The organism is Mariprofundus sp. NF, assembly GCF_013387455.1.
Classification (GTDB): domain Bacteria; phylum Pseudomonadota; class Zetaproteobacteria; order Mariprofundales; family Mariprofundaceae; genus Mariprofundus.
Genome location: NZ_VWNC01000005.1, coordinates 33,008 through 56,051 on the forward strand (window position 1 = coordinate 33,008; position 23,044 = coordinate 56,051).

The window sequence follows — 23,044 nt, forward strand, 5'->3', positions numbered from 1 at the left end:
CATCTGAGTTTCAATGGCATTGTCTGTAAGGAATTAATAGATGGGGTAATCCGGTAACTATTCGAGAGGCTTAGACCCCTCAATGCTTATTCAGGTTTTACACAGTCACGGCTATAGATGCGGTACTGCTGCTTGCCCGAAGTTTTGGCCAGATACATCGCTGTGTCGGCCATTTTAACCAGCTCATCAGCACTGCTACTGTCATCCGGACCCGATGCAATGCCGACACTACAACCAACATCGCATGCGATGTCGGCAGCCATAGTGGGGGTGCTGAAACATTTAAGTATCTTATCGGCCACCAGGATCATATCGTCGAATCGGTTTAGATTTTCCAGAATAATAACGAACTCATCACCGCCAACCCGTGCCACGGTATCAGCATCGCGAACCAGTTCGCTCAGTGCATCAGCAATGGCGCAGAGAAGGGCATCACCGACATCATGGCCATGGTTGTCGTTGATGCTTTTGAAGCCGTCGATATCGATAAACATCAGTCCAACCTTGTGCTTGTCGCGGCAGGCATGCGCCAGTGCATGCTCCAGCCGGTCAGTGAACAGGGTTCGGTTCGGTAGTCCGGTCAATGAGTCGTGGTGAGCCAGGTGCGACAGGCGCTGTTCGATATCTTTCTGCTCGGTAATATCGGTAAACAGGCTGACGAAATTGGTAATCTCACCCTCTTCATTGCGTACGACTGTAATGGAGAGTCTTTCAGGATAGATGCCACCAGTTTTGCGGCGGTTCCATATTTCACCTGACCACATGCCATCGTTGTGCAGCGAGTTCCACATATTTTTGTAAAATTCCGGCGGTTGTTTTCCTGAGGAGAGAATACGCGGATTTTTGCCGATCACCTCTTCCTTACTATAGCCAGTGATCTCACAGAAGGCGGGATTAACCAGTACGATATTGGCATTCTCATCACAGATCAGGATGGCACTGGAATCATTTTCCATCACCTTAGCCGCAAGACGCAGCTCTTTTTCAGCCATTTTCTGCTGGGTAATATCGCGACCTGCGAGTACGATCAGGTAGTTCTCATCATCGCCGTGTTGCATCGTGGTGATGGTAACCATAACAGAGACTTTCTGGCCGGATTTATTCAGAAATTCATATTCAACACTCTTGACTTTACCGACCTTGGCCAGCTGTTCAGCCTCATCCTTTGTCAGTTCCATGCCACCTTTAATGAGAGAATTTAATGTTTTACCTTGAAGCTCTTCCATCTCATAACCGAGCGTGGTCAGTACGGTTGGATTAGCGAACTCGATATGCTGTTCCATATCGGTAACGAAAAGCATCTCACCCATAGATTCCATAATGGTTTCAAAGTATTCACGCGACACCGTAGAGCTTTTCAAAGCATCCGTCATATGGTTGAAAGATTCGCCGAGTCTGCCGATCTCAGTTTTACTCTGCATATCAACTCTGGTTTCAAGATCACCATCAGCAATGCCGGAAGCTGCTTCACTCAGTTTTTCAAGTGGAGTGAGAATCTGACGGCGGATAAAGAGGGATAACAACAGGCCGATGATAAAGGCGACTGATAGTCCGTAAAATATCATGTCGTGTTGTGCCTGCTCTATGCGCTGCTGAGCATGGGCTACAGATGTGGTGATGCGTAAAACACCCCGGACATTCGATGGGTCATAGCCGTGGCAGCTCTGGCACTCGTCACCGGATTTGATCGGTAGCAGGAATGTAAGGGTTCCGTTACTCTCATCAAGGTTACTCAGCTGTTCGCCATCTTTGGCTTTGGCAAATGAATCGGCATCGATATCAGTGACCTGCCGGGAGGCGTGCAGTGGGCGAGTGAACAGTTCACTCTCCAGATGCCGGTTCACGGCATCCAGTGTTTTACCATCTAGAAAGGCTTCACTCTGATCTTTACGAATCACCTGCACAGAGAGTAGTTCCGGACTATTTGAGATGCGATCAAGCCAGTCGACTGCGTAAGAGGCGTTACCGGAGAGCATCAGGGTCTGCAAGCTGCGAGAGAGGCCATCGGCCATGAATGAGGCGCGTTCCACCTCCTCCTGATAGATCGATACCTGCTGCTTGCTGAATAGCAGATACTGACTGGCAGCAAAGCTGACCAGTAGCACCACAATCAGTGTCAGCTGGAATCGACTGTTCAGCCGGTTCAACCAGCTGATTCTGTTGGTGTTGGATCCACTCTTGTTCAGAGCCCGCTCCCTGATGGTCTGCTTTTGTTCTTCCCGTACTCTATTATCGGTCATAACAGGACAATCTTGAGTGTCGATCTGTATGGATTACACATACAAATAGGCAATTAATGGCCGATTATCACTGCGGGTTTCATCTCGACAGTGATGTTGCCGCTAAATAATCCAAAAATAAGAGGCGAAAATGTCAATCGATAGAGCAGCGCTCTATGCTGGATATTCATAATCACTTCTCCTTACGGCATTTTGTGATGCCATGCATCGATATTGTGGAAACCTTTGAGGAATTTTTTGTAGGCAATGGCCTCGTGCTCCTGCTCAAAGCCTTGTACCAGAACACGGAACCAGGTGCGCCCTTTGCTTGAGAATCGCCCATACTCAGCTTTAATATCCTTTTCGCGCAGGTATTTCACTTCGTTGATGGCAGATTGCTCTCTGCTCAGGGACTGCAGATTTACCGTCCACCCTTTGATCGCTTTCAGATCAACTTCGTACGTGGCTAGTTTCTTGACTACTGGTTTCGGTTTGGCTTTCACCACTGCTTTTTTGACAGGTTCAGGTTTAACGACCTCTTCGGCTTTAATCACTTCTCCAGAGGTAGGCTGAGCAACGGCAGAGTCAGTTTGAGGCGTAGTAGAGGTGGCTGGTTTCACTTCACTTTGCTCCAATCCCTTTTGCCACTGCTGGGTGCTTTTACTGGCAATGACCTGGGTCAGATCATTGAGCTGTTGCTGCAGTGTTTCAACCTGCTGCGTTAAGCCGGTAATAGCCTCAGCTTGTTGCTGTTCCATGTTGGATATACGTTTTTCAATCTTTTTCGGTTCAGACTGCAGCGCCGTGACCGAACCTGAACTATCCAGTGCCAGCCATACTGCAACTGCTGCAATCAGCAGCGCCACCAGCCCCATGCTCATGGAGATACTATCGGCCATGTTAAGGCTGAAACCTTTTTTGGTTTCTGCTGCTGTAGCAGTGTTACTGTCGGGCATGTTTGGCTCCGGTTCTGCTGAATTGGTCCCACTGCTGTATGCGCTGTAACCGGATGCCGGTTCGCGCTTCAGATCATCGAAATTGTCATGTTCATCCAATTCATCCAGTTCATCGGGAGAGCGGATAATTCGTGGAGCCTCATCGAGCTCCTGCAGTGAGATATCAAGATCCTCAAGATCCTCGTCAAGGAAATCAGAGACCTCGTTATCATCGAATGATGAGGCGGGCAGATCCAGTTCATCTCTCTCCTCATCACGATTGCGGCGGTCAAACACAGCAGCCAGTGCATCTTCCGGATCACTTTCCTCAACAGCAGTCGGTTCCTCTGCAGGTGTCTCCTCTGCAGGTGTCTCCTCTGCAGGTGTCTCCTCTGCAGGTGTCTCCTCTGCAGGTGTCTCCTCTACAGGTGTCTCTTCTACAGGTGTCTCTTCTACAGGTGTCTCCTCTGCAGGAGCCTCCTCTGCAGGAGCCTCCTCTACAGGTGTCTCTTCTTCAGGCAGGCCCTCTACCGGTTCAGATTCGCTTTGAGTATCCACCTTATCTTCAAGAAGATCATCAAGGTCGAGATCATCGAGCTCGTCTAATTCATCAAGGTCGTCGAGTTCGTCAAGCTCTTCCAGGTCAGCAAGATCATTTACAACAGGCTCTTCAGGATCATCGAGTGAAATGTCCAGATCATACAACTCATCAGCCGGAATAATGGATTCATCTTCCGGATCATTGTGTCGTCTATCATCTGATTGATCGGCCATGTTACCTCCAGGCAATGGATAAGGGTCTAACCCGGTATGATGATTCGACTAGCGCGAATCAGGGTTTATAAACCCAAGCATCTTTGATGCCATACTCTGCAGCCAGTTTCGCCTTATATGCAGCTGCCTCCTCTTTACTGGCAAAGCCGCTGACGCGAACGCGGTATTTCAGTACACTGTTGATATAGAAGCTGGCTGTTTCAGCGGGAATGCCAAGGCCATTGAAGCGGTTTTTCTCTTTTGTGGCGGCCTGTTTATCATCCACTGAGAGAAGGTTGACCGCCCAACCACTGCTTGTGATCGGGGCAGGCAGCCGGGTGGCTGTCGTTTTTTTGACTGCTGTTACAACAGGCGCTGCAACAGTCTTGGTGCGTTTGGCATCGATCTGTTTCATCCGCATCTGCACGGACTCATTCATATGCTCCTGTGCTGCTTCCACAGCACGCAGGCGACGATCCAGCTGCTGTTTCAACTCAAGATATTGCGCTTCACTGCTGCGCGCCTTCTGCTCATAGGTTTCCAGCTCTTGCTCTGTAACTGATGCCACCGGAGTCGAGGTGGTAAGGTTGAGAAAAATGGCGACGGATGAGAGCAGGATAGCCAGGATGGAGAGAATGGTAGTCCACTGGATTTCGCGCACGTCACCCTCATCGCTCTCGGGCATGGCAAGCGGAGTAGTTTCAGTGGCCGCATAGGAGGGTGATCTGAGCTCCTCATAATGGTTTGGCTCTGCTGGTGTATCGTTTATTTCACCAAAGAGATCCGCCTCTCGATCAACTGCTACAATGGGCTCTTTGCGTGAAACATCGACCGGGTCAGTGAAATTCTCCGCGTCGTAACTGTTATCAAGTGGCACTTCATCGCTGTCCCGGTTGGGATCGATATCTGCACTCTCCCACGGCAGATCACTGGCCGCTGATGGCGGTTGCATGAATGGATCACTGTTGTCCAGTTCATCGAGATTGTTGAGATTGAACTCTTTACCGTTTTCTGTGTTGTCTGCCATCGCCGGAACCTCACCATAAGTCTTGCTCAGAATCTAACCAGAACTATGCAGGATCGCGACTTAGAATTCAGCTGCCGGTATTGATCGACTCCTTCATATCGGCCACGCCGGTCTCCTCCACCCAGCCACTGCTGGCCTCGGGAAAAGCGTCGGCGTAGGGGAGGTAGGGTTTGATATCCAGCACAGGGGTGCCATCGAGCATATCATGACCTTTGATATGCAGTGTTCTCCCTTCAATGCCGGTCAGGCGTACGGCAGAGAGGCCGATGCTGTTGGGGCGGTGGGGAGCTCGGGTGGCAAACAGGCCGCGCTTCACTTTCGGGCCACGCGGTGGTGTGACCAGAGGATTCCAGCCCTGATTCAGGTGCATCCAGTAGATCACCCAGATGTGTGAAAAACCATCGAGATCTTTGAGAGCCTGATCAAGGTTTAGGCCGGTCTTGAGTTCAATAGTGGCTTCCTGTGCATTATCAAGCGAAGGCTGGCGTGGTACGGCAAAGCGTTCTCGATAACTGCTGTGCACCACACCGATCGGTTGCATGGTGATCTCCAGCTCAGCACTGTCGCTGTGCGAGAACTCATCGGTATAACTTTTTGCAGGTGTACCTTTTGCAGGTTTGCGCCCCCACCTCTGCTCAGGAGGGGAGGCGGGATTCTCTTTGCTCATGCAGTGGCTGTCTCCGGCTGCTGCAACACCAGTTTATCATCTTCGCAATCAATCACGGCAAGGCCGCCCTTCTGCAGTGCGCCAAAGAGAATGGCATCAGCCAGTGGTTTCTTGATATGCTCCTGGATCAGACGAGCCATCGGGCGCGCTCCCATCAGCGGATCATGACCATGTTTTGCCAACCAGCGTTTGGCACTCTCACTCACCTCAAGCTCCACTTTGCGCTCCTGCAGTTGCATCTCAAGCTCGATCAGCAGTTTGTCCACCACATGCAGGATAATCTCTTCTCCCAGAGGAGCAAAGCCGATGGTGGCATCCAGACGGTTACGGAACTCAGGGCTGAAGATGCGTTTGACCGCCTCTTCATCCTTGCCCTTGTGCGGCTGTGAATTAAAGCCGATAGCGTTCTGCTGCATCTCAAATGCACCGGCGTTACTGGTCATGATCAATACGACATGACGGAAATCAGCTTTGCGGCCATTGTTATCGGTCAGGCTGCCGTGATCCATTACCTGCAGCAGCAGATTAAACAGATCGGGATGGGCTTTCTCGATCTCATCAAGTAGCAGTACGGCATGCGGATTTTTACTGATCGCTTCGGTGAGCAGGCCTCCCTGATCAAAACCGACATAACCCGGAGGCGCGCCGATCAGACGTGAGACAGTGTGCGATTCCATATATTCTGACATGTCGAAGCGGATAAGCTCGACACCCATAATGCGTGCAAGCTGGCGTGCCACTTCAGTTTTGCCGACACCGGTAGGGCCGGTGAAGAGGAAGGAGCCGATCGGTTTTTCAGGATGGGCAAGACCGGCACGTGAAAGCTTGATGCTCGATGCGAGCATATCAATCGCCTTGTTCTGACCAAACACCGAGAGTTTGAGATCACGATCCAGATGCGCCAGCTGTTTCTTGTCAGAGGCGGAGACCTGTTGATGTGGAATGCGGGCAATCGATGCGATCATCGATTCGATATCATGCACATTGATCTGTTTGCGGCGTTTCTCTTCAGGGCGCACGCGCATGGCTGCGCCAGCTTCATCAAGCACATCGATGGCCGAATCGGGCAGGTGACGTTCACTCAGGTGGCGCTTGGCAAGCTTGGCTGCCTGCTCGATGGCGGTCTGGCTGTAGCGCACACCATGATGCTCCTCAAGACGGGATTTCAGCCCTTTAAGAATTTCGATGGTCTCTTCAACACTTGGTTCGGGAATATCGATCTTCTGAAAACGACGTGCCAGAGCACGGTCTTTCTCAAACAGGTTACGGAACTCCTGATAGGTGGTGGCGCCGATACAGCGCAGTTCACCATTGGCCAGTGCCGGTTTAAGCAGATTGGAGGCATCCATGGTGCCGCCACTGGCAGCGCCTGCTCCGATAATGGTGTGGATCTCATCAATAAAGAGCACTGCCTGGTCTTCACGCTCCAGTGCATGCAGCACCGCTTTCAGTCGCTCTTCGAAATCACCCCGGTATTTAGTGCCGGCAAGCAGGGCGCCCATATCCAGCGCGTAGATAGTGGCATTGGCAATAACATCCGATGTCTCTCCGGCCTCAATTCTAAGTGCCAGACCTTCGGCAATGGCAGTTTTACCTACACCGGCTTCACCGACCAGCAGCGGATTGTTTTTACGGCGGCGGCAGAGGATCTGTACGCAGCGACCAAGCTCAACATCGCGTCCAATCAGCGGATCAATTTTCCCTTCCCTCGCACGATCTGAAAGATTGATACAGTAGCGCTGTAGCGGTGATGCATTGGCATCACTCTTCTCGTGTTCAATAGCAGGCGTTTCGCTACCAACTTCATGCTGCTCGCTGGACTCATCACTGTAGGCTCCGTGGGCCATGAAGCTGACAACATCCAGACGGTTGATACCCAGACGGCTGAGAAAATGGACAGCGTGTGAATCTTTTTCAGAGAATATGGCTACCAGTACATGACCACCGGTCACTTCGCGTTTGCCCGATGCCTGCACATGCATCACGGCACGCTGAATCACCCGCTGCAGGCCGATGCTGGCGGTGGTCTCCCCTGCATCATCCGGCAAAATGGCAATATGATCCTCGATGAAAGTGGCAAGATCATGACGCAGTTTTTCAATATCGGCGCGGCAGCCGAGCAGTACACCGAGCGCATTGGGATTATCCAGCAGACCCAGCAGCAGATGTTCAATGGTGACAAATTCATTTCTGCGAACATGTGCATTATGGAATGTTTCGTTAAGTGTCTCTTCGAGTTCTTCGCTCAGTATTCCCATGGTCACATCCTTGATCCATTTAGCGTGATCAGTGTATCGATCCATTTGTCAGCATCTTAGAGTTGCCAGCCTCTGCTGTTGCTGCACTCTCTTATCTGCAATATCGGTGCCAATTTTACCAACTATAGTCGAAACAGCCATCCCACTGATTACATTTACGGATACTCTGAAAAAGTCAGAGTATCCGTGCAGGCCACGGAGGGCCTGCCAAAATCATGCATGGTGAATGCCTGATTTTGTGAGCAAAGGCAAAACCACGCTTTTGCCTTTGCGTGCTAAAAAACTACATGGACGTAGTTTTTTAGGGTTTTCTTGGTGCCTATTGGTCCGGTTCTCTCTCCATCATACAGCGCAGCGGATGGCCTCCGGCGCGGCAGGCAGTTTCAACCTGATGGATCTTGGTTTCGGCAAGATCTCTGGTAAACACACCACAAATTGCACGCCCCTGCAGATGGATCTGCATCATCAGTGTGTTTGCTGTCTCTTCCGATTTATGGAAGTAACGGATGAGAATATCAACCACAAACTCCATCGGGGTAAAATCATCATTGAGCATAACCACACGATACATAGGGGGACGTTGCAGTTGAGGTTCGGCAACATCTGCCTCAGTCTTAGGGATAATTTCCGGCATCTGAATTTCGCTCATGGTGGCGATGTTAGCGGACTGGGAAATTCTTCCAAGAGATATACTGCACTCTGGTATAGATAAAAAGGAGATATGAAGATGGCAGAGCTAAAATGCATCCTGTGGGATGTGGATGGAACACTGGCCGATACCGAACGTGATGGACATCGCGTAGCCTTTAATATGGCTTTTGATGAGGCGGGGCATAAGCGCGAGTGGAGTGTGGCAACCTATGGCGAGCTGCTGGCAGTCACCGGCGGTAAAGAGCGTATCCGTTTTGATATTGATCGCGGAGATATGCACGAGATGCCGTTTGAGGAGATCGCCGGACTGCATGCTCGCAAGACTGCACATTACGAAACACTTATTGCCGAAGGGCGCATTCCATTGCGTCCGGGTGTGCGACGTCTGCTTGAAGAGGCGTATGCAGCAGGCATTACACTTGGTGTCTCTACAACCACTACACCGTCAGCACTGGATGCCCTGATTGAACATTCGCTCGGGCCTGAGTGGTTTGATCGCTTTGCCGTGCTGGCAGCCGGTGACATTGTCGCAGCCAAAAAACCGGCACCTGATATCTACACCTATGCGATGGATCAGCTCGGTGTCAGTGCGGAGAACACAATCGCGCTGGAAGATTCTGAGAACGGCTGGAAATCAGCCCATGCCGCAGGCCTGAAATGTGTAGTGACCGTCAATGATTATACCCGCGATCATGATTTTACAGGAGCTGATCTGGTGGTCTCGGAACTGGGTGAGCCCGATGGTGATGCCGTGGATGTGTTGCAGGATCTGCATACCCTTGATGTGCACCATGTTAAACTGAGTCACCTCAAAGCGATCATGCATGACTGATCTGATTCATGAGTGACCCGATCCGCCTTTTTGATTCCCACTGCCACGTCGATTTTTCACATTTTGATGAGGATCGCGATGCCATGTTTGAACGCATGGCGGCAGCGGGTGTTGAAGGTTGTATCGTCGTTGCTGTTGATTTTGATCATATCGACAGCCTGAAGTCGCTGGCTGAAGCACGAGGGAATGTCTGGTTTAGTGTCGGCATTCACCCCAACCATGAGGTGGAGGTTGAGCCAACAGTTGAGCAGCTCTGCCAACTGGCTGATCACCCGCGCTGCGTGGCTATCGGTGAAACCGGCATGGACTTCTTTCGCCACCATGTTGATCCGGGACTGCAGGAGTCGCGTTTTCGCACCCATATTCGTGCTGCAAAGTTGCTCAATAAACCTGTCATCGTGCATAACCGTGATGCTGATGCCGATACGATGCGTATTCTGCGTGAGGAGAATATCTCCGAATGCGGTGGCATCATGCACTGCTTTTCAGCCGATCAGGCAACGGCTGACGCTGCTGTCGAGCTGGGCATGGCGATCTCATTTTCAGGTAATGTTACCTTCAAACGCAACGATGAACTGCGGGCTGTGGCGGCCAGCGTGCCAGCTGATCTGCTGCTGGTGGAGACCGATTCACCCTATCTGGCACCGATGCCGTTTCGCGGCAAACGCAATGAACCGGCCTATGTGAAACAGGTGGCTGAATGCATTGCCGAAGTGCGCGGTCTCTCACTTGCCGAACTTGCCGCACAAACCACCCGCAACGCCAGAGTTCTCTTCTCTATCTAAGGTCTGCCTAACAATTTGGGTAAAACTTGAAAATCTGCTATTAATAATCTTAACGCGGCTCTGTGGTATTGAGTCCGTGATAAGGGGTATGGCAGTCGCTTTTTTTTGAGATGACTTGCCATGGGGCGGGTGATTATGGTTTTCAAAACAGGTTGTTTTTCTTTGCAGGTGATGGGATTAAGGGCTGTGATCGTGATACCATTGATTGGCCTGCTGATATTCTCAGCATGTACAAAGCCGGGTCAGCCAATTCCTGATATTGCGAAAAAGGATGTTGATCTGATTCGCTCACTGCCTGATAAAAGCCTCACATTCAACGATATAAGACCGACACTGGAGAAACGCTGTATCGTCTGTCACGGCTGTTACGATGCCCCATGCCAGCTCAAACTCAGCTCATATGAGGGTTTAAACCGCGGTGCCAACAAGCTCAAGGTTTATGATAAAGGGCGTTTTATCTACCAGCAGCCGACACGCATGTTTATCGATGCCAATTCAACCGATGAGTGGCGTGAAAAAGAGTTCTTCAGCGTAGTGAATGAGACAGAGGGGGGAACGGCGGAGCAGAACCTGAAAAGCTCACTGCTCTACCAGATGCTGAACCTGAAACAGCGCAACCCACTGCCTGAGTCCGGGAAACTGCCGGCGGGTATGGATGTGAGTATCGACCGTAAACAGGTCTGTACCACGATTGATGATTTCGGTTCTTTTGCGGCCGATCATCCCAACTGGGGTATGCCTTATGCCGTGCCCGGCCTCTCCGCAGAGGAGTATGGCAAACTGGTGCAGTGGTTGGCTCAGGGGGCAAAAGCGTCACCACCTGAAGCCCTCTCTTCTGCATCTGTAGCACAGGTAGAAGCGTGGGAAACTTTCTTCAATGCCAGCGGCAACAAGCAGCAGCTGGTCAGTCGTTATATCTATGAACATCTGGTGCTGGGTCATATCCATTTTATGGGCGACGCTGATCAGATGTTTTTCCGACTGGTGCGCTCCCGTACTGAAAGAGGGGATATTGACGAGATCCCAACGGTGCGCCCCTACGATGATCCGCAAGGGGTCTTCTATTACCGACTGCGCCCTTATCGGGCCAGTATCGTGGATAAGAGTCACATTGTGTATGAACTCTCCGAGGCGCGTATGCAGCGCTATGAAGAGCTGTTCCTTAAACCTGCTTATGAGGTGAAAGAGCTGCCGCCCTACAATCCGGGAGAGGCGAGTCAGTGGGCTGAGCGATTTTATATCAAAATAAAAAAACTGGTGGGCTTGTATGAGCAGAAGATGCTCACACCCTTCACCATCTTTGATGCTATTCCTGTGCAGGCGCGTTACCAATTCCTGCTTGATGATGCTCGCTTCTTTATCAACGGTTTTATCAAAGGTCCGGTTTGCCGTGGGGTGGGGGCGCTCAGTTCCATCGAAGATCAGTTCTGGGTCTTCTTCTTAAGCCCTGAGAATCCCACCGGTTACTCACAGCACGGACTCGATGGCGATTTCCTCAAGGCCAATGATAATCTGCTGCATCTGCCAACCGAGCTTGGCGATACCAGCCGTCTTCTCAATGCCTGGATCAAGTACTGGCCACAGGAGCAGGATTATATGCGGGCCAAGCTCGACTACTACCTGCAGCAGGATAGTCAGAAGGGATTGTTCCCGATTGATGTTAAACGGGCAGTTAATCAGTTTATCTGGAACGGCTCAAACCGGGATGGCTCGGTGAACCGCAACGCGGCACTTACCGTCTTCCGTAATCTCGACAGTGCCACTGTGAGCTACGGGCTGCTTGGTGATGAGCCGGAAACGGCCTGGATGCTCGATTATCCGGTGTTCGAACGGCTGCACTATCTGCTGGTCGCCGGTTACAACACCTTCGGCACGCTTGGTCATCAGGCCTCCGCACGCCTGTACATGGATTTCCTGCGCACTGAAGGGGAGGATAACTTTCTCTTCTTCCTGCCTGTGGGCAAGCGCAAGGCACAGTTTGAATTCTGGCATGGCGTTAATCGCAGCTCGACCCGCAAACAGAATATCGATCTTCAGAGCGCCTGGCTGAATGCCGATTCGGTCACCGGTTACGCTTCAAGCGATGAGCAGCATGAACTGTTCACGCTGCTGCGGACGCATGTCGCCGCCAAATCTCCCGATGCAGCTGATCTGAACCGTTGTGATGGTGCAAACTGTTTCAAATCTGCAACTGGTCGGGCCATGCAGCGCCTGGCCAATCTGAGTGGGAAAACGTCGCACTATATGCCGTTGCAATATTTTCCGGCCCTCTCCTATCTGCGGGTGGATGGCAGAGATGCCTATACGCTGATCTACAACAAAACCTACCGCTCTTATGAAGAGGACTCCTTTATCAAAGAGGTGAATAATCGCTCTGATGAGGATATGCGTGGTGACACGCTGACGGTAGTGAAAGGGTTGAGTGGTGCCTACCCCAACTTCTTCTTTGATCTGAAAGTAGAACAGCTGGAAATGTTTGTTGCGGCCTGTGAACAGATACGCAATCAGGCTGATTACGATGCGATTGTGGCGCAGTTCGGTATTCGTCGCACCAATCCGAAATTCTGGGTTCTGGCAGACTGGTTCCAGGCGCTGCATGCACAATCGCAGCCAGTGGAATCGGGTATTCTCGATCTGAGCCGCTATAACGATCATTGATCGTTTTCGTCTCTGCATGGCCGTTGCAACTCTCTTTGTTTTTGCTCATATTGTTGTTCATGAAATCCAATCTATATTAAAGGTGAGTGCCCTGGGTTGTCTTAGAATCACTCCTTAGAAGTGATGTGGATCAGTGTTTTTTAGTTGCAGGATTATATGCTGCGCATCACCTTTGCACTTGGGATGAAATAATATCGAGGTTACCGCATGAACGCTGTTACTCAGCAAGAAGAGATGGAGATGATCGAAGAGGTCATTGAGATGATGGGCTCTATTCCCATGTTTGATAAAGTTGCAAGCGGGCAGCTAAGGATTATTGCAGCGCATATGGATATTATTCAGCTCCATGCAAGAGGCCTGCTGTTCTCAGAAGGGCACAATAGCGATTACATGTGTTTTGTTGTTGCCGGTACCCTGGAAGTGCTCAAGCAGTCGGATAACGGCAAAAGGGTGAAGGTTTCAACCCTCTCACGTGGCCGCAGTATTGGCGAAATGGCCTTGCTCGACACATTCCCTCGCTCGGCTACTGTGATCGCCGAGACCGAGTGCACGCTACTTACTATCTCCCGTGACAGCTTTGATAAGATTCTTGATCGCCACCCTCGTGCCGGTATCTCATTCCTTAAAAGTATTGCCCGTGTGTTAAGCCTGCATCTACGCAGGGCCTCCGGGCAGCTGGCGGATGCTTCCTGATTTCAGGGTTTCGCTACTGAGCTGAACTGCTGATCTCATTCAAAAAGGCTGAGCCATAGCGCTCAAGTTTAGTTTGACCAACACCGGAGATCTCCAATAGCTGAGAGGAAGTGTGTGGCCTGACGAGAGCCATCTCGGAGAGCGTCTTGTCCGGGAAGATGACGTAGGGTGGTACGTTCTGCTCTTTTGCTAATTGGGCACGCAGGATCCGCAGAGTTTCGAAGAGTTGCTGATCCTCCGTCGAGAGTTCGGATGCTGCGACCGATATTTTTCTCTTTTTGGTTTTTGCCTTACGCAGTGCACGTAACATCACCGTTTGCGGGGTTTCACTCTTTTTAAGCAGTGGCCACGCTTTGCCGGTCAGTTTCAAGACGCCATAACCTTCAGCATCGGTGGCCAGATAGCCGTGGGCGATCAACTGGCGGAAGATGCCGCGCCATTCGATAGCAGTGTGTTCATGGCCGATATCAAAGGTTGAGAGTTTGTCGTGATTGTTGTTCTCGATGCGCTCGTTTGTTTTACCAACTAAAACATCAATCACATATTGGGCTCCGAAGCGTTCGCCGGTGCGGAATACGCAGGAGAGCGCTTTCTGGGTGGCAATCGTGGCATCCCATGTCTCTGGCGGGTTAAGACAGTTGTCACAGTTGCCGCACTTCTGCTCCAGTGTCTCACCAAAGTAGGCGAGCAGAGCGACACGGCGGCAACTGGTCAACTCGCACAGGCCAAGCATGGCATCGGTTTTCTGATGCATCACCCGCTTGAATCGCTCTTCGGCATCACTCTGTTCGGTGAACAGGCGTAGTCCGACCACATCCTTAAGACCATAACTCATCCAGGCATCAGCCGGATTGCCATCGCGTCCTGCGCGTCCGGTCTCCTGATAATATGCTTCGATGTTTTTCGGCAGGTTCATGTGTGCCACAAAACGTACATCCGGTTTATCGATGCCCATGCCAAATGCGATGGTGGCGACAATAATCAGCCCGTCATCACGCAGGAATCGTTGCTGGTTCTGCTGCCTGATCTCCTGGCTTAAGCCGGCGTGGTAGGGGAGCGCTGTGCATCCTTTGCTGCTTAACCACTGCGCGGTTGTTTCGACACCTTTGCGTGTTTGACAGTAGACGATGCCTGCATCACGGGCGTGGTTCTCACTGATAAATGACCACAGAGCATCACGGCTGTTACCCGATTCATTGATAGCATAGTGGATATTGGGGCGATCAAAGCTGTTTACAAAAACAGATGCACTCTCAAGAGCCAGCTGGCTGATGATTTCAGTGCGTGTGCGGGCATCGGCAGTGGCGGTGAGGGCAATGCGGGGCACGTTGGGGAATGACTCATGCAGCATGGAGAGCTGCTGGTACTCTTTACGGAAATCGTGACCCCATTGCGATACGCAGTGCGCCTCATCAATGGCAAACAGCGCTATTTTTGTTGATTGCAGCAGCGACAGGGTGGTGGGGGTGAGCAGTCTTTCCGGTGCCATATAGAGAAGATCGAGCTCACCGGAAGATAACTCGGCTTCAATGATACGCTGTTCTGAGGCCGAGAGGCTTGAGTTCAGAAATGCTGCAGAGATGCCCAGTTGATTCATCGCATCCACCTGATCCTGCATCAGAGCGATCAGTGGTGAGATGACGATGCCACACCCTTCTCGGATCAGCGCAGGGATCTGGTAACAGATTGATTTTCCGCCGCCGGTTGGCATCAGCGTCAGCACATCCTCGCCCTTAATCAGGGCAGCAATAATATCACTCTGATGGTGGCGAAAATGTTCGTAACCGAAGGTCGATTTAAGGATTTTCCGGGCTCGCTGCATAACTGCCGATTATCCACAATTACCGATTCGATGGAAACGATGGTAAAAACCGCTAAGATGCGCCGATGTTCACAGGAATTATTCAGGACGTTGGAAGCATCGTAAGTATCCAGCGTGAGCCTGAACAGACCCACATAGTTTTCAAAACAGCACTGGCAATGGATAACTGGCAACTGGGTGACTCCGTTGCCTGCGATGGTTGCTGCCTGACGATTACCGCATTTCCACAGGCCGATGCTTTTGCTGCGACCCTGTCACTGGAGACTTTGAATCTGACGCTCTTCTCAGATGCTGATGAGGGCGATGCCATCAATCTGGAGCCTGCCCTTCGCATGGGTGATCCGCTTGGCGGTCATATGGTGACCGGCCATATTGATGGCTTAGGTGTGGTGAAAGCAGTGAAAACGATTGGTGAACATCGCGAATTTAGATTCACACTGCCTGAATCACTGGCTCGTTATGTGGTGGTCAAAGGTTCAGTGGCGATTAATGGTGTCAGCCTGACGGTCAACAGGGTGGAGGGATGCGACTTTACCGTCAACCTGATTCCCCATACCTTGTCGCACACCAATCTGGGAGCACTGCAAGCCGGTGCAGAAGTAAACATCGAAACCGATATGTATGGTCGTTATGTTGAGCGGCTGATGCAGTTTTCTGATGCGGGAGCCTGAATGATGCATTCAGTGCTACCGGGCGGCCTATGGGCGGGCCGCCAGACCGTGAACGGTAGTGAGCGGTTTGTGAGCAGATACAAAACCGCGTTTTTGTGTCTGCGTCCTGATTTTTGCCAGGATGGCAACAAATCAGAATCGAAGGAGCAATCATGATTTTGGCAACAACAGAAGAGCTGTTAGAAGAGCTGCGTGCAGGCCGCATGATCATCCTTGCCGATGATGAAGATCGCGAGAATGAGGGCGATCTGGTGATGGCGGCGGAGTGGGTGACACCTGAAGCGATCAATTTTATGGCTACCCACGGGCGTGGTCTGATCTGTCTGGCACTAACTGCTGAGCAGACTGATCGCTTGCAGCTTCCGCTGATGGTCTCCAACACCAACTCCAAGTTTAAAACCAATTTTACCATCTCCATTGAAGCTGCTGAGGGTGTAACCACCGGCATCTCAGCCTATGACCGGGCCCATACGATCCGTACCGCTATTGCTGATGGTGCGCGCGCTGAAGATATCCATACGCCGGGTCATGTCTTCCCGTTGGTTGGCCGTGAAGGTGGCCTGCTGGTGCGAGCAGGCCATACAGAGGCGAGTATTGATCTTGCACGTATGGCGGGTCTGAAGCCTTCTGGTGTGATCTGTGAGATTATGAATGAAGACGGCACCATGTCGCGCATGCCGGAGCTGAAGAAATTTGCTAAAAAGCATAATCTGAAAGTCGGCTCGATTGCTGATGTGATCAGCCATCGTTTGCAGCACGACTCACTGGTCAGACGAGAGGTTGAGGTGCGCATGCCGACTGAGTTTGGCGAGTTCCGTCTGATCGGTTACACCAATGCAGTGGACAAGGCTGAGCATGTGGCACTGGTGATGGGTGAACCGGATGCCGAGCGCGCCTGTCTGGTGCGGGTTCACTCAGAGTGTCTGACCGGTGATGTCTTTGGTTCACGACGTTGCGATTGCGGCTCCCAACTGCATGCGGCGATGCGTCAGGTCGCTGAGGCCGGTGAAGGTGTGATTCTCTATCTCAGGCAGGAGGGGCGCGGTATTGGCCTGCTCAATAAACTGAAGGCGTACAACCTGCAGGATGCCGGTCACGACACCGTTTCAGCCAATGAGAAACTCGGCTTTAAAGCCGACCTGCGCGATTACGGCATCGGTGCACAGATCTTGCGTGATCTGGGGCTGCGCAAGCTGAATCTGTTGACCAATAATCCGAAGAAGATCATCGCACTGGATGGATACGGACTTGAGGTGAGTGAACGTGTGCAGCTGCAGAGCAATCCCCATGAAGATAATATCGCCTATCTGACCACGAAAAAGGAGAAGATGGGCCATATGCTGAATATGAAAGGTGAAAAGTCATGAGTCTTGATGCACCCCATCTGGCGGGCAATGTCGATGCTACAGGTCTGAATGTCGGCATCGTAGTCAGCCGTTTTAACAATGAAATCACAGAAGCACTACTCTCAGGCGCAGTCTCGGCACTGCTTGAGCATGGCAGTAGCGAAGAGAATATGACCATTATTCATGTGCCGGGTGCATTTGAGATCGGTACGATTGCCGCCAACATGGCCAATAGTGGTCGCTTTGATGCGATCATCTGTCTGGGCTGTGTGATTCGTGGTGATACAGCCCATTTTGATTATGTCTGCCAGGGTGCAATGGACGCCATTGGTAAAGTGGCGCAGCGTGGCGATGTTGGTGTCGGTAATGGTGTATTAACCGTAGATAGCAACGAACAGGCCTATGAACGCATCGGTGGTGTGCATGGTCATAAAGGGGAAGAGGCTGCATTGACCGCTGTTGAGGTTGTCAGGCAGTTGCAGGCTCTGGAGGTTTAATTGGCAAATCGTCATATGGCGCGTGAATCGGCGCTGGAAACACTTTATGCATGGGCTTCTGCTGAGAAGGATGGCGGCATGATTCCCGATCTGATTGCCAGTCGTCTGCAGCATGAAGAGCGTGATGATCAGGATGAGAATTATCTGCGTGAACTGGTTTATGGTGTCATCGATCATGTCGATGCACTCGATGAAGTGATTAAAACTGCCGTGCGTGGCAGGAGCCTGCGCTCGGTTGCCCAGCTTGAGATCAATGTGATTCGTCTTGCCGTCTGGGAGATGCAGAATCGCCTGGAGATCCCTTATCGTGTGATTATCAATGAGGCGCTGGAGTTGACGCGTGATTATGCCGGAGAGCCACCACGTGGTTTTATCAATGGTGTGCTCGATAACCTGGCCAAACAGCTACGGCCTGCAGAGATCGGTAAAAAATAATTCGTCAGCAGGGCTCAATAAAGATGACTGAACAGACTCTGCCCCATTCAGTGATATCCAGGGCGATCAGCAAAGCTGAACTATCGGTAAAAATGCAGCGTGATTTTCTCCTCAAGGAGCATGCTGGGGAAGTTCAGGCCCGGAAGTTATTAAGCCGCAAAAAGAAATATATCATGAGTATTGGCCTGCTCTGGCGTCTGCTGCATTTTCTCAATGGTGATAGAAACAGTAAAATCAGGAAGACAGAGCTGACCGATTCAGAGTTGCTGGCTGCTGAGAATCAGGCTCTCGCCAGTTGCGAAAACATCGCCAATCTCGAATTAAATGCCGATGTTGCCCGCCAGTTGAGAAAAGAGATATGCGAAAATCTGGATAAAAGAGAGTTGAGTTTGGATGCAACGCAGATGCAGTTTGTCAGAGCGTTCAATCCGGGAGCGTTTGACTCTAAACTTCAGAAGGCCGCTGCTGCAGGACAGAATGATACAAACAGAGAGGGTGATACTGCGTCGCAGTAGCGGCGCTACAGCATCACGAACCCTCTGCCTGAGCTGCCCTGCGGCTTGCAATAGTTCGCCGCTCGTTGTTTCTTCTGTCCTGAGACCTGCGCCGATCTGATTCGGCTCGCCGCTCTTTCTCTTCTGCAGACTCTTCAGCCTGTTTGATCTCTAGTTGTTCGGGTTTGATAAGATGCGCATCCCACGGCTCCTCAGCAGAGGTGACAGGCTGAGCCGCTGCTGTGGCTGCCATTGCCCTGGGCACTGGTTTGGGTTTTACCTTCGCCATTTGCTGGAATTTTTTCGCATGATCCGGCCCGAAGTGATCATGTTTCGGATCATAACCGGCACTGTGATCGACTGAGTTAGGATCGTATGTTTTTGCTTCTGCCGCGCGCCAGAGTATCAGCCCGACAACGAGAACAATGGCGGTTATCAGAATAAGAATGACTGTGTCAGTGGCGATCATAAAGCCCCCCTATGCAAACAATATGAATATGTAACTAATATAGTCGATTTTGGTTGCGCCGTAAACCTGTGCGATATATGAGAAATATCAGAGGGGGGTGCTTTCAACCTTGCTTTTGCGCCAGCTGCGGAATGCGCTGATGATCTTTTTCTTGATGAGATTGAGCACAAGCCCGACTGCTGCACCGTAACCGGTGGCGATTATGATGCTGAATACACCCCGTTCGAGCCTGATGACCTCAAGGTAATCGACAGCGAACCAGCCTGATGAATTGCCAACCAACGCCAGCAGTAGTGGTGCGATGAGAATGCCAACAGTCATGTAGGCATAAAATTTAATCTGAGCGTATTCAAAGCTCATAGAGAGAAGCAGTAGTGCCAGAATAGTGGCTGTTGCCAGATTAACTGCGGCGATAAAATCCATGTTGTTCCTCACTTGTTAATATGATCAGAGCGATTTATGACAAGCGATGGTTAAGCCTGGATGAATGCATGGTTAGTCCGTTCCGATATGTGTGACTGATACAATGTTATGCGGCGGCTGTGTGAGTGTGTCAGAGTGTGGCCATGGGTGCAGATGAGTTGAAAACAGTGATCAGGGAGAGGGCGCAAGCGTTCGGTTTCTCGCTCTGCCATGTGACGCGACCTGAGGTTGACCAGAAGCATGTTGATGCACTGCAGCAGTGGAGTGACGAGGGTCTGCAGGGTGATATGGGGTGGATGGCTGAAGCCGTGCGCCTTGAGCGTCGAAAAAATCCGGCAACGATGCTCGACGGTGTGAAAAGTGTCATTTCGGTAGCAATGTTATATACGCCACCTGATTATTCACAGGCTGAGGCAGATAGCAGGAAATCCTCAGGGGTGATCACGGCCTATGCCCATGGTGATGACTACCATGAGATTATGAAAAAACGGTTGAAAGGGCTGGCTGCTGAACTCGATGTGATGCTGGGGAAACATGATCAGCGGGTATTTGTTGATACCGCCCCTGTGCTTGAGCACGCCCTGGCAGAACGTGCCGGTCTTGGTTGGCAGGGTAAACATACACTTACCATTCACAAGCAGCATGGTTCATGGTTTCTGCTCGGTGAGATATTTACCACGGCCGAGATTGAGCCGGATCAGAGGGCTGATAATCACTGTGGCAGCTGCTCAGCCTGTATCGATCTCTGTCCTACGCAGGCGATTATTGCCCCCTATGTGGTGGATGCACGGCGTTGTATCTCCTACCTGACGATTGAGTTCGATGGTTTTATCCCGGATGCGTTGCGAACGCTGATGGGTAACCGAATTTATGGCTGTGATGATTGCCAGCTGGTCTGCCCGTGGAATGGACATGCAGCAAAGGGTGAGGGGATTGATGTCGATTACCTTATGCCGAAAGGGGAGAATAATCTTGCCGATCTTGCTAGTCTGCTGCTGCTCGACGAAGAGGCCTTTCGGATTCGCTTCCGCAGATCGCCGATCAAGCGAACAAAACGACGCGGTCTGTTGCGCAATGTCTGCATAGCTATGGGTAATTCCGGTGTTGCTGCATTTGTGCCGGGGCTGTTAAATGTTCTCAATGATCAGGAATCGCTGATCCGCGGCCATGCGGCCTGGGCGCTGGCTCGCTTATGCGATCAGCAGAGCTGTGAGATGGTGCTGAGCGCACTGCGTTTGCAGTTAGAAAAGGAGAGTGATCCGGCAGTTATGCAGGAGCTGACGTCGGCAATAAAAGATATAAAGGAACTATTATGAGCACACCTAAAGCATTTATTTTCGATCTAGACGGTACACTGGTGGATGCACTGCCCGATATTCAGGCCAATGCCAATCGTGCACTGGAGTCACTCGGTTATGAGCTGCGCTTAAGCCTTGCCGATACCCAGCCGCATGTCGGTGGTGGTGCACACAAACTGGCTTCTAATGTTCTCGGCCTGCCGATGGAGCATGAGGAGACCATGGCTCTCTATCACGCTTTTGCTGATATCTATGAGCAGAACCCTGCCGAATTCGGCAAACCGTTTCCCGGTGTGATGCATGTGCTGGATACACTCAAAGCCAAAGGTATTCCCATCTCCTGTGTAACGGCCAAACCGGCCAAGGCACGCATTAAGGTTCTTGATCAGATGGGGCTTACCCCTTATCTGACACTGGCACTCTCGCCCGAAGATGGCTTTGCCAAAAAACCTGCGCCGGACATGCTCTTTGAGTGCTGCAAAGCGATGGGTGTTGAGCCGTCTGAAACTGTCATGGTGGGTGATACCCGTTTTGATGTGGAAGCGGGTTTTAATGCTGGCTGCCAAACCGTGGCCTTTGCTGAGCACGGTTATCAGGACGTGCCGGCTGAATATGCTGATCGCGTTGTCTCTCTGCCTGATTTCACCGATCTTCTGAAACTGCTTGATGCCTGATAAAAAACTAAGCGGCATCTATGGCATTCTGCCTGCCGATATCGATAGTGATGATCTGCTGACCAGAGCTGAGGCAGCCCTGAAGGGTGGTCTGCAAATTGTGCAGTTTCGTGATAAAAAACAGGGGTACAAACGCTCGCTTAAACGGGCAAAAGCGCTACGTCTGTTAACCCGTCAATATGGTGCCAGATTGATCATCAATGATCTGGTTGATCTGGCTGTTGCTGCCGATGCGGATGGTGTGCATCTGGGGCGGGATGATGTGACTAATCTCATGCAGATGAGAACTGAGGTGGGTGACGATTTCATTATCGGCGTGACCTGCCGGGCCGATGTGGCGTATGCCAAGGCTGTGCTCAATGAAGGGGCTGATTACGTCTCCTTTGGCGCGGTGTGGGCAACGACAACCAAGCCGGAAGTGCCGACCCTGGGGCTGCCGCGACTGGCTAAGACACGCCTGTTGCTTCCCGATGCCAATATCTGTGCCATCGGCGGCATTTCGACTGCTAATGTAGCACAGGTTAAAGCGGCCGGTGCCGACTGTGCAGCAGTGATTTCAGGGTTGTTTGCTGCTGAAGATATTGAGTCAGAGGCACGATTGCTAACAGAGATGTGGAAGTTGGCGTGACAGGGTGCGGTAAGAGGCCGGTCTGCCTGACGATTGGTGGCTCCGACTCCTGTGGCGGTGCAGGCATTCAGGCTGATCTGCGTGTTTTTGAAGTATTGGGAGCAGAGGGTTGTTCAGCGACAACTGCACTAACAGCTCAGAATCCGAGCACCATCACTCGTATTGAAGCTGTCTCACTGGCCCAGTTGGATGCCGAGATACACGCTATCTTTGACTATTATGATGTGGCCGTGGTGAAAACAGGCATGCTGGTCGATGCCGAACATGTGGCACTGATCTCTGCCCTGCTGGATCAGCTACATAAAGGCCCGTTGATCATTGATCCTGTGATGATCTCCAGTAGTGGCAAAACGCTTCTGGATATTGGTGGCGTGGATGCACTGATGCATGCGTTAATGCCACAGGCGACACTGATTACACCAAATCTCGATGAGGCCGCCCATCTGCTGGGTGAGGCTGTAGATGATCCGGTTGTGGCAGTGGCAAAACTGGCAGAGCAACTGAACTGTGCTGTTCTACTTAAAGGTGGACACGGTGATGGGGATACGCTGCTTGATCTGTTGTGTGATGGCGATGGCGAGATCAGCCGCTTTTCCCATCTCAGACAGATCTGGGATGCTGACCAGTGTCACGGCACCGGTTGCCGGCTCGCCTCTGCAGTAGCTGCCAATCTTGCATTGGGGATGTCGCTTACTCAGGCAGTAGAGAATTCGGTAGCTTTCCTGCAGGCGACATAACCTCATAACTCTTTGTTTTTAAATGAAAAAATAGAAAAAGCTTTATTTTTTCGGCTGTGACGCTACACTGCG

The 23,044-nt window shown here is 51.3% G+C and carries 22 protein-coding genes; 13 read left to right on the top strand and 9 right to left on the bottom strand.

Annotated features, from left to right (window positions below):
• Positions 1-86 precede the first annotated feature (86 nt).
• The 6 genes from F3F96_RS08275 to clpS form a co-directional block, all read right to left on the bottom strand.
• Positions 87-2,240 (bottom strand): diguanylate cyclase domain-containing protein, encoded by a 2,154-nt coding sequence (locus F3F96_RS08275; RefSeq protein WP_176962795.1) that lies wholly within the window; start codon positions 2,238-2,240, stop codon positions 87-89.
• 182 nt (positions 2,241-2,422) lie between these two features.
• Positions 2,423-3,928, bottom strand: a complete 1,506-nt coding sequence (locus F3F96_RS08280; protein ID WP_176962796.1) for an SPOR domain-containing protein — start codon at positions 3,926-3,928, stop codon at positions 2,423-2,425.
• Between the two features lie 58 nt (positions 3,929-3,986).
• Positions 3,987-4,934, bottom strand: coding sequence for an SPOR domain-containing protein (locus tag F3F96_RS08285; RefSeq protein ID WP_176962797.1), 948 nt, complete (start codon positions 4,932-4,934; stop codon positions 3,987-3,989).
• A gap of 67 nt (positions 4,935-5,001) precedes the next feature.
• A complete protein-coding gene (gene tsaA, locus F3F96_RS08290) occupies positions 5,002-5,601 on the bottom strand; it encodes a tRNA (N6-threonylcarbamoyladenosine(37)-N6)-methyltransferase TrmO (RefSeq protein ID WP_176962798.1) in 600 nt (199 codons plus the stop codon).
• The gene (gene clpA, locus F3F96_RS08295; protein WP_176962940.1) at positions 5,598-7,859 is read right to left on the bottom strand and encodes an ATP-dependent Clp protease ATP-binding subunit ClpA; all 2,262 of its coding nucleotides are present in this window, start codon (positions 7,857-7,859) and stop codon (positions 5,598-5,600) included. The genes tsaA and clpA overlap by 4 nt, the downstream gene beginning before the upstream one ends.
• A gap of 319 nt (positions 7,860-8,178) precedes the next feature.
• A complete protein-coding gene (clpS, locus tag F3F96_RS08300; protein WP_176962799.1) occupies positions 8,179-8,508 on the bottom strand; it encodes an ATP-dependent Clp protease adapter ClpS in 330 nt (109 codons plus the stop codon).
• A gap of 78 nt (positions 8,509-8,586) precedes the next feature.
• Between clpS and F3F96_RS08305 the strand changes: the two genes are divergently transcribed.
• The 4 genes from F3F96_RS08305 (at position 8,587) to F3F96_RS08320 (ending at position 13,478) form a co-directional block, all read left to right on the top strand.
• Complete coding sequence (locus tag F3F96_RS08305) at positions 8,587-9,342, top strand: HAD-IA family hydrolase (RefSeq protein ID WP_176962800.1); 756 nt, start codon at positions 8,587-8,589, stop codon at positions 9,340-9,342.
• Between the two features lie 8 nt (positions 9,343-9,350).
• The gene (locus tag F3F96_RS08310; protein ID WP_176962801.1) at positions 9,351-10,127 is read left to right on the top strand and encodes a TatD family hydrolase; all 777 of its coding nucleotides are present in this window, start codon (positions 9,351-9,353) and stop codon (positions 10,125-10,127) included.
• 186 nt (positions 10,128-10,313) lie between these two features.
• Positions 10,314-12,785, top strand: coding sequence for a fatty acid cis/trans isomerase (locus F3F96_RS08315; RefSeq protein ID WP_176962802.1), 2,472 nt, complete (start codon positions 10,314-10,316; stop codon positions 12,783-12,785).
• Positions 12,786-12,992: 207 nt separating this feature from the next.
• Positions 12,993-13,478, top strand: a complete 486-nt coding sequence (locus F3F96_RS08320; protein ID WP_176962803.1) for a cyclic nucleotide-binding domain-containing protein — start codon at positions 12,993-12,995, stop codon at positions 13,476-13,478.
• 13 nt (positions 13,479-13,491) lie between these two features.
• Here the strand turns inward: F3F96_RS08320 and recQ are convergent, their stop codons facing one another.
• Positions 13,492-15,300 (bottom strand): DNA helicase RecQ, encoded by a 1,809-nt coding sequence (gene recQ, locus F3F96_RS08325; protein WP_176962804.1) that lies wholly within the window; start codon positions 15,298-15,300, stop codon positions 13,492-13,494.
• Positions 15,301-15,365: 65 nt separating this feature from the next.
• Here recQ and F3F96_RS08330 point away from each other — a divergent pair, with 65 nt between their 5' ends.
• From F3F96_RS08330 to F3F96_RS08350, 5 genes are all read left to right on the top strand, one after another.
• On the top strand, positions 15,366-15,971 hold the full coding sequence (locus tag F3F96_RS08330; RefSeq protein WP_176962805.1) for a riboflavin synthase: 606 nt from the start codon (positions 15,366-15,368) through the stop codon (positions 15,969-15,971).
• A gap of 152 nt (positions 15,972-16,123) precedes the next feature.
• Complete coding sequence (locus F3F96_RS08335) at positions 16,124-17,338, top strand: bifunctional 3,4-dihydroxy-2-butanone-4-phosphate synthase/GTP cyclohydrolase II (RefSeq protein ID WP_176962806.1); 1,215 nt, start codon at positions 16,124-16,126, stop codon at positions 17,336-17,338.
• Positions 17,335-17,814, top strand: coding sequence for a 6,7-dimethyl-8-ribityllumazine synthase (gene ribH / locus F3F96_RS08340; protein ID WP_176962807.1), 480 nt, complete (start codon positions 17,335-17,337; stop codon positions 17,812-17,814). Before F3F96_RS08335 ends, ribH begins: the two co-directional genes overlap by 4 nt.
• Positions 17,815-18,249 carry a transcription antitermination factor NusB gene (nusB, locus tag F3F96_RS08345; RefSeq protein ID WP_176962808.1) on the top strand — a complete coding sequence of 145 codons (435 nt, stop codon included), beginning with the start codon at positions 17,815-17,817 and terminating at the stop codon, positions 18,247-18,249.
• A gap of 23 nt (positions 18,250-18,272) precedes the next feature.
• The gene (locus tag F3F96_RS08350) at positions 18,273-18,764 is read left to right on the top strand and encodes a hypothetical protein (RefSeq protein ID WP_176962809.1); all 492 of its coding nucleotides are present in this window, start codon (positions 18,273-18,275) and stop codon (positions 18,762-18,764) included.
• Between the two features lie 13 nt (positions 18,765-18,777).
• Here F3F96_RS08350 and F3F96_RS08355 read toward each other — a convergent pair whose 3' ends face one another.
• Positions 18,778-19,212, bottom strand: a complete 435-nt coding sequence (locus tag F3F96_RS08355; RefSeq protein WP_176962810.1) for a hypothetical protein — start codon at positions 19,210-19,212, stop codon at positions 18,778-18,780.
• 87 nt (positions 19,213-19,299) lie between these two features.
• The gene (locus F3F96_RS08360; RefSeq protein WP_176962811.1) at positions 19,300-19,635 is read right to left on the bottom strand and encodes a hypothetical protein; all 336 of its coding nucleotides are present in this window, start codon (positions 19,633-19,635) and stop codon (positions 19,300-19,302) included.
• Between the two features lie 143 nt (positions 19,636-19,778).
• Between F3F96_RS08360 and queG the strand changes: the two genes are divergently transcribed.
• Genes queG through thiD form a run of 4 tightly spaced genes read left to right on the top strand, consistent with a single transcriptional unit; the run spans position 19,779 to position 22,972 of the window.
• On the top strand, positions 19,779-20,951 hold the full coding sequence (queG, locus tag F3F96_RS08365) for a tRNA epoxyqueuosine(34) reductase QueG (protein WP_176962812.1): 1,173 nt from the start codon (positions 19,779-19,781) through the stop codon (positions 20,949-20,951).
• Positions 20,948-21,607, top strand: a complete 660-nt coding sequence (locus F3F96_RS08370; protein ID WP_176962813.1) for an HAD family hydrolase — start codon at positions 20,948-20,950, stop codon at positions 21,605-21,607. Before queG ends, F3F96_RS08370 begins: the two co-directional genes overlap by 4 nt.
• Entirely contained in the window at positions 21,600-22,235 is a 636-nt protein-coding gene (gene thiE / locus F3F96_RS08375; protein WP_176962814.1) for a thiamine phosphate synthase, read from the top strand. Before F3F96_RS08370 ends, thiE begins: the two co-directional genes overlap by 8 nt.
• Positions 22,232-22,972, top strand: a complete 741-nt coding sequence (thiD, locus tag F3F96_RS08380) for a bifunctional hydroxymethylpyrimidine kinase/phosphomethylpyrimidine kinase (protein WP_176962815.1) — start codon at positions 22,232-22,234, stop codon at positions 22,970-22,972. The genes thiE and thiD overlap by 4 nt, the downstream gene beginning before the upstream one ends.
• Positions 22,973-23,044 lie beyond the last annotated feature (72 nt).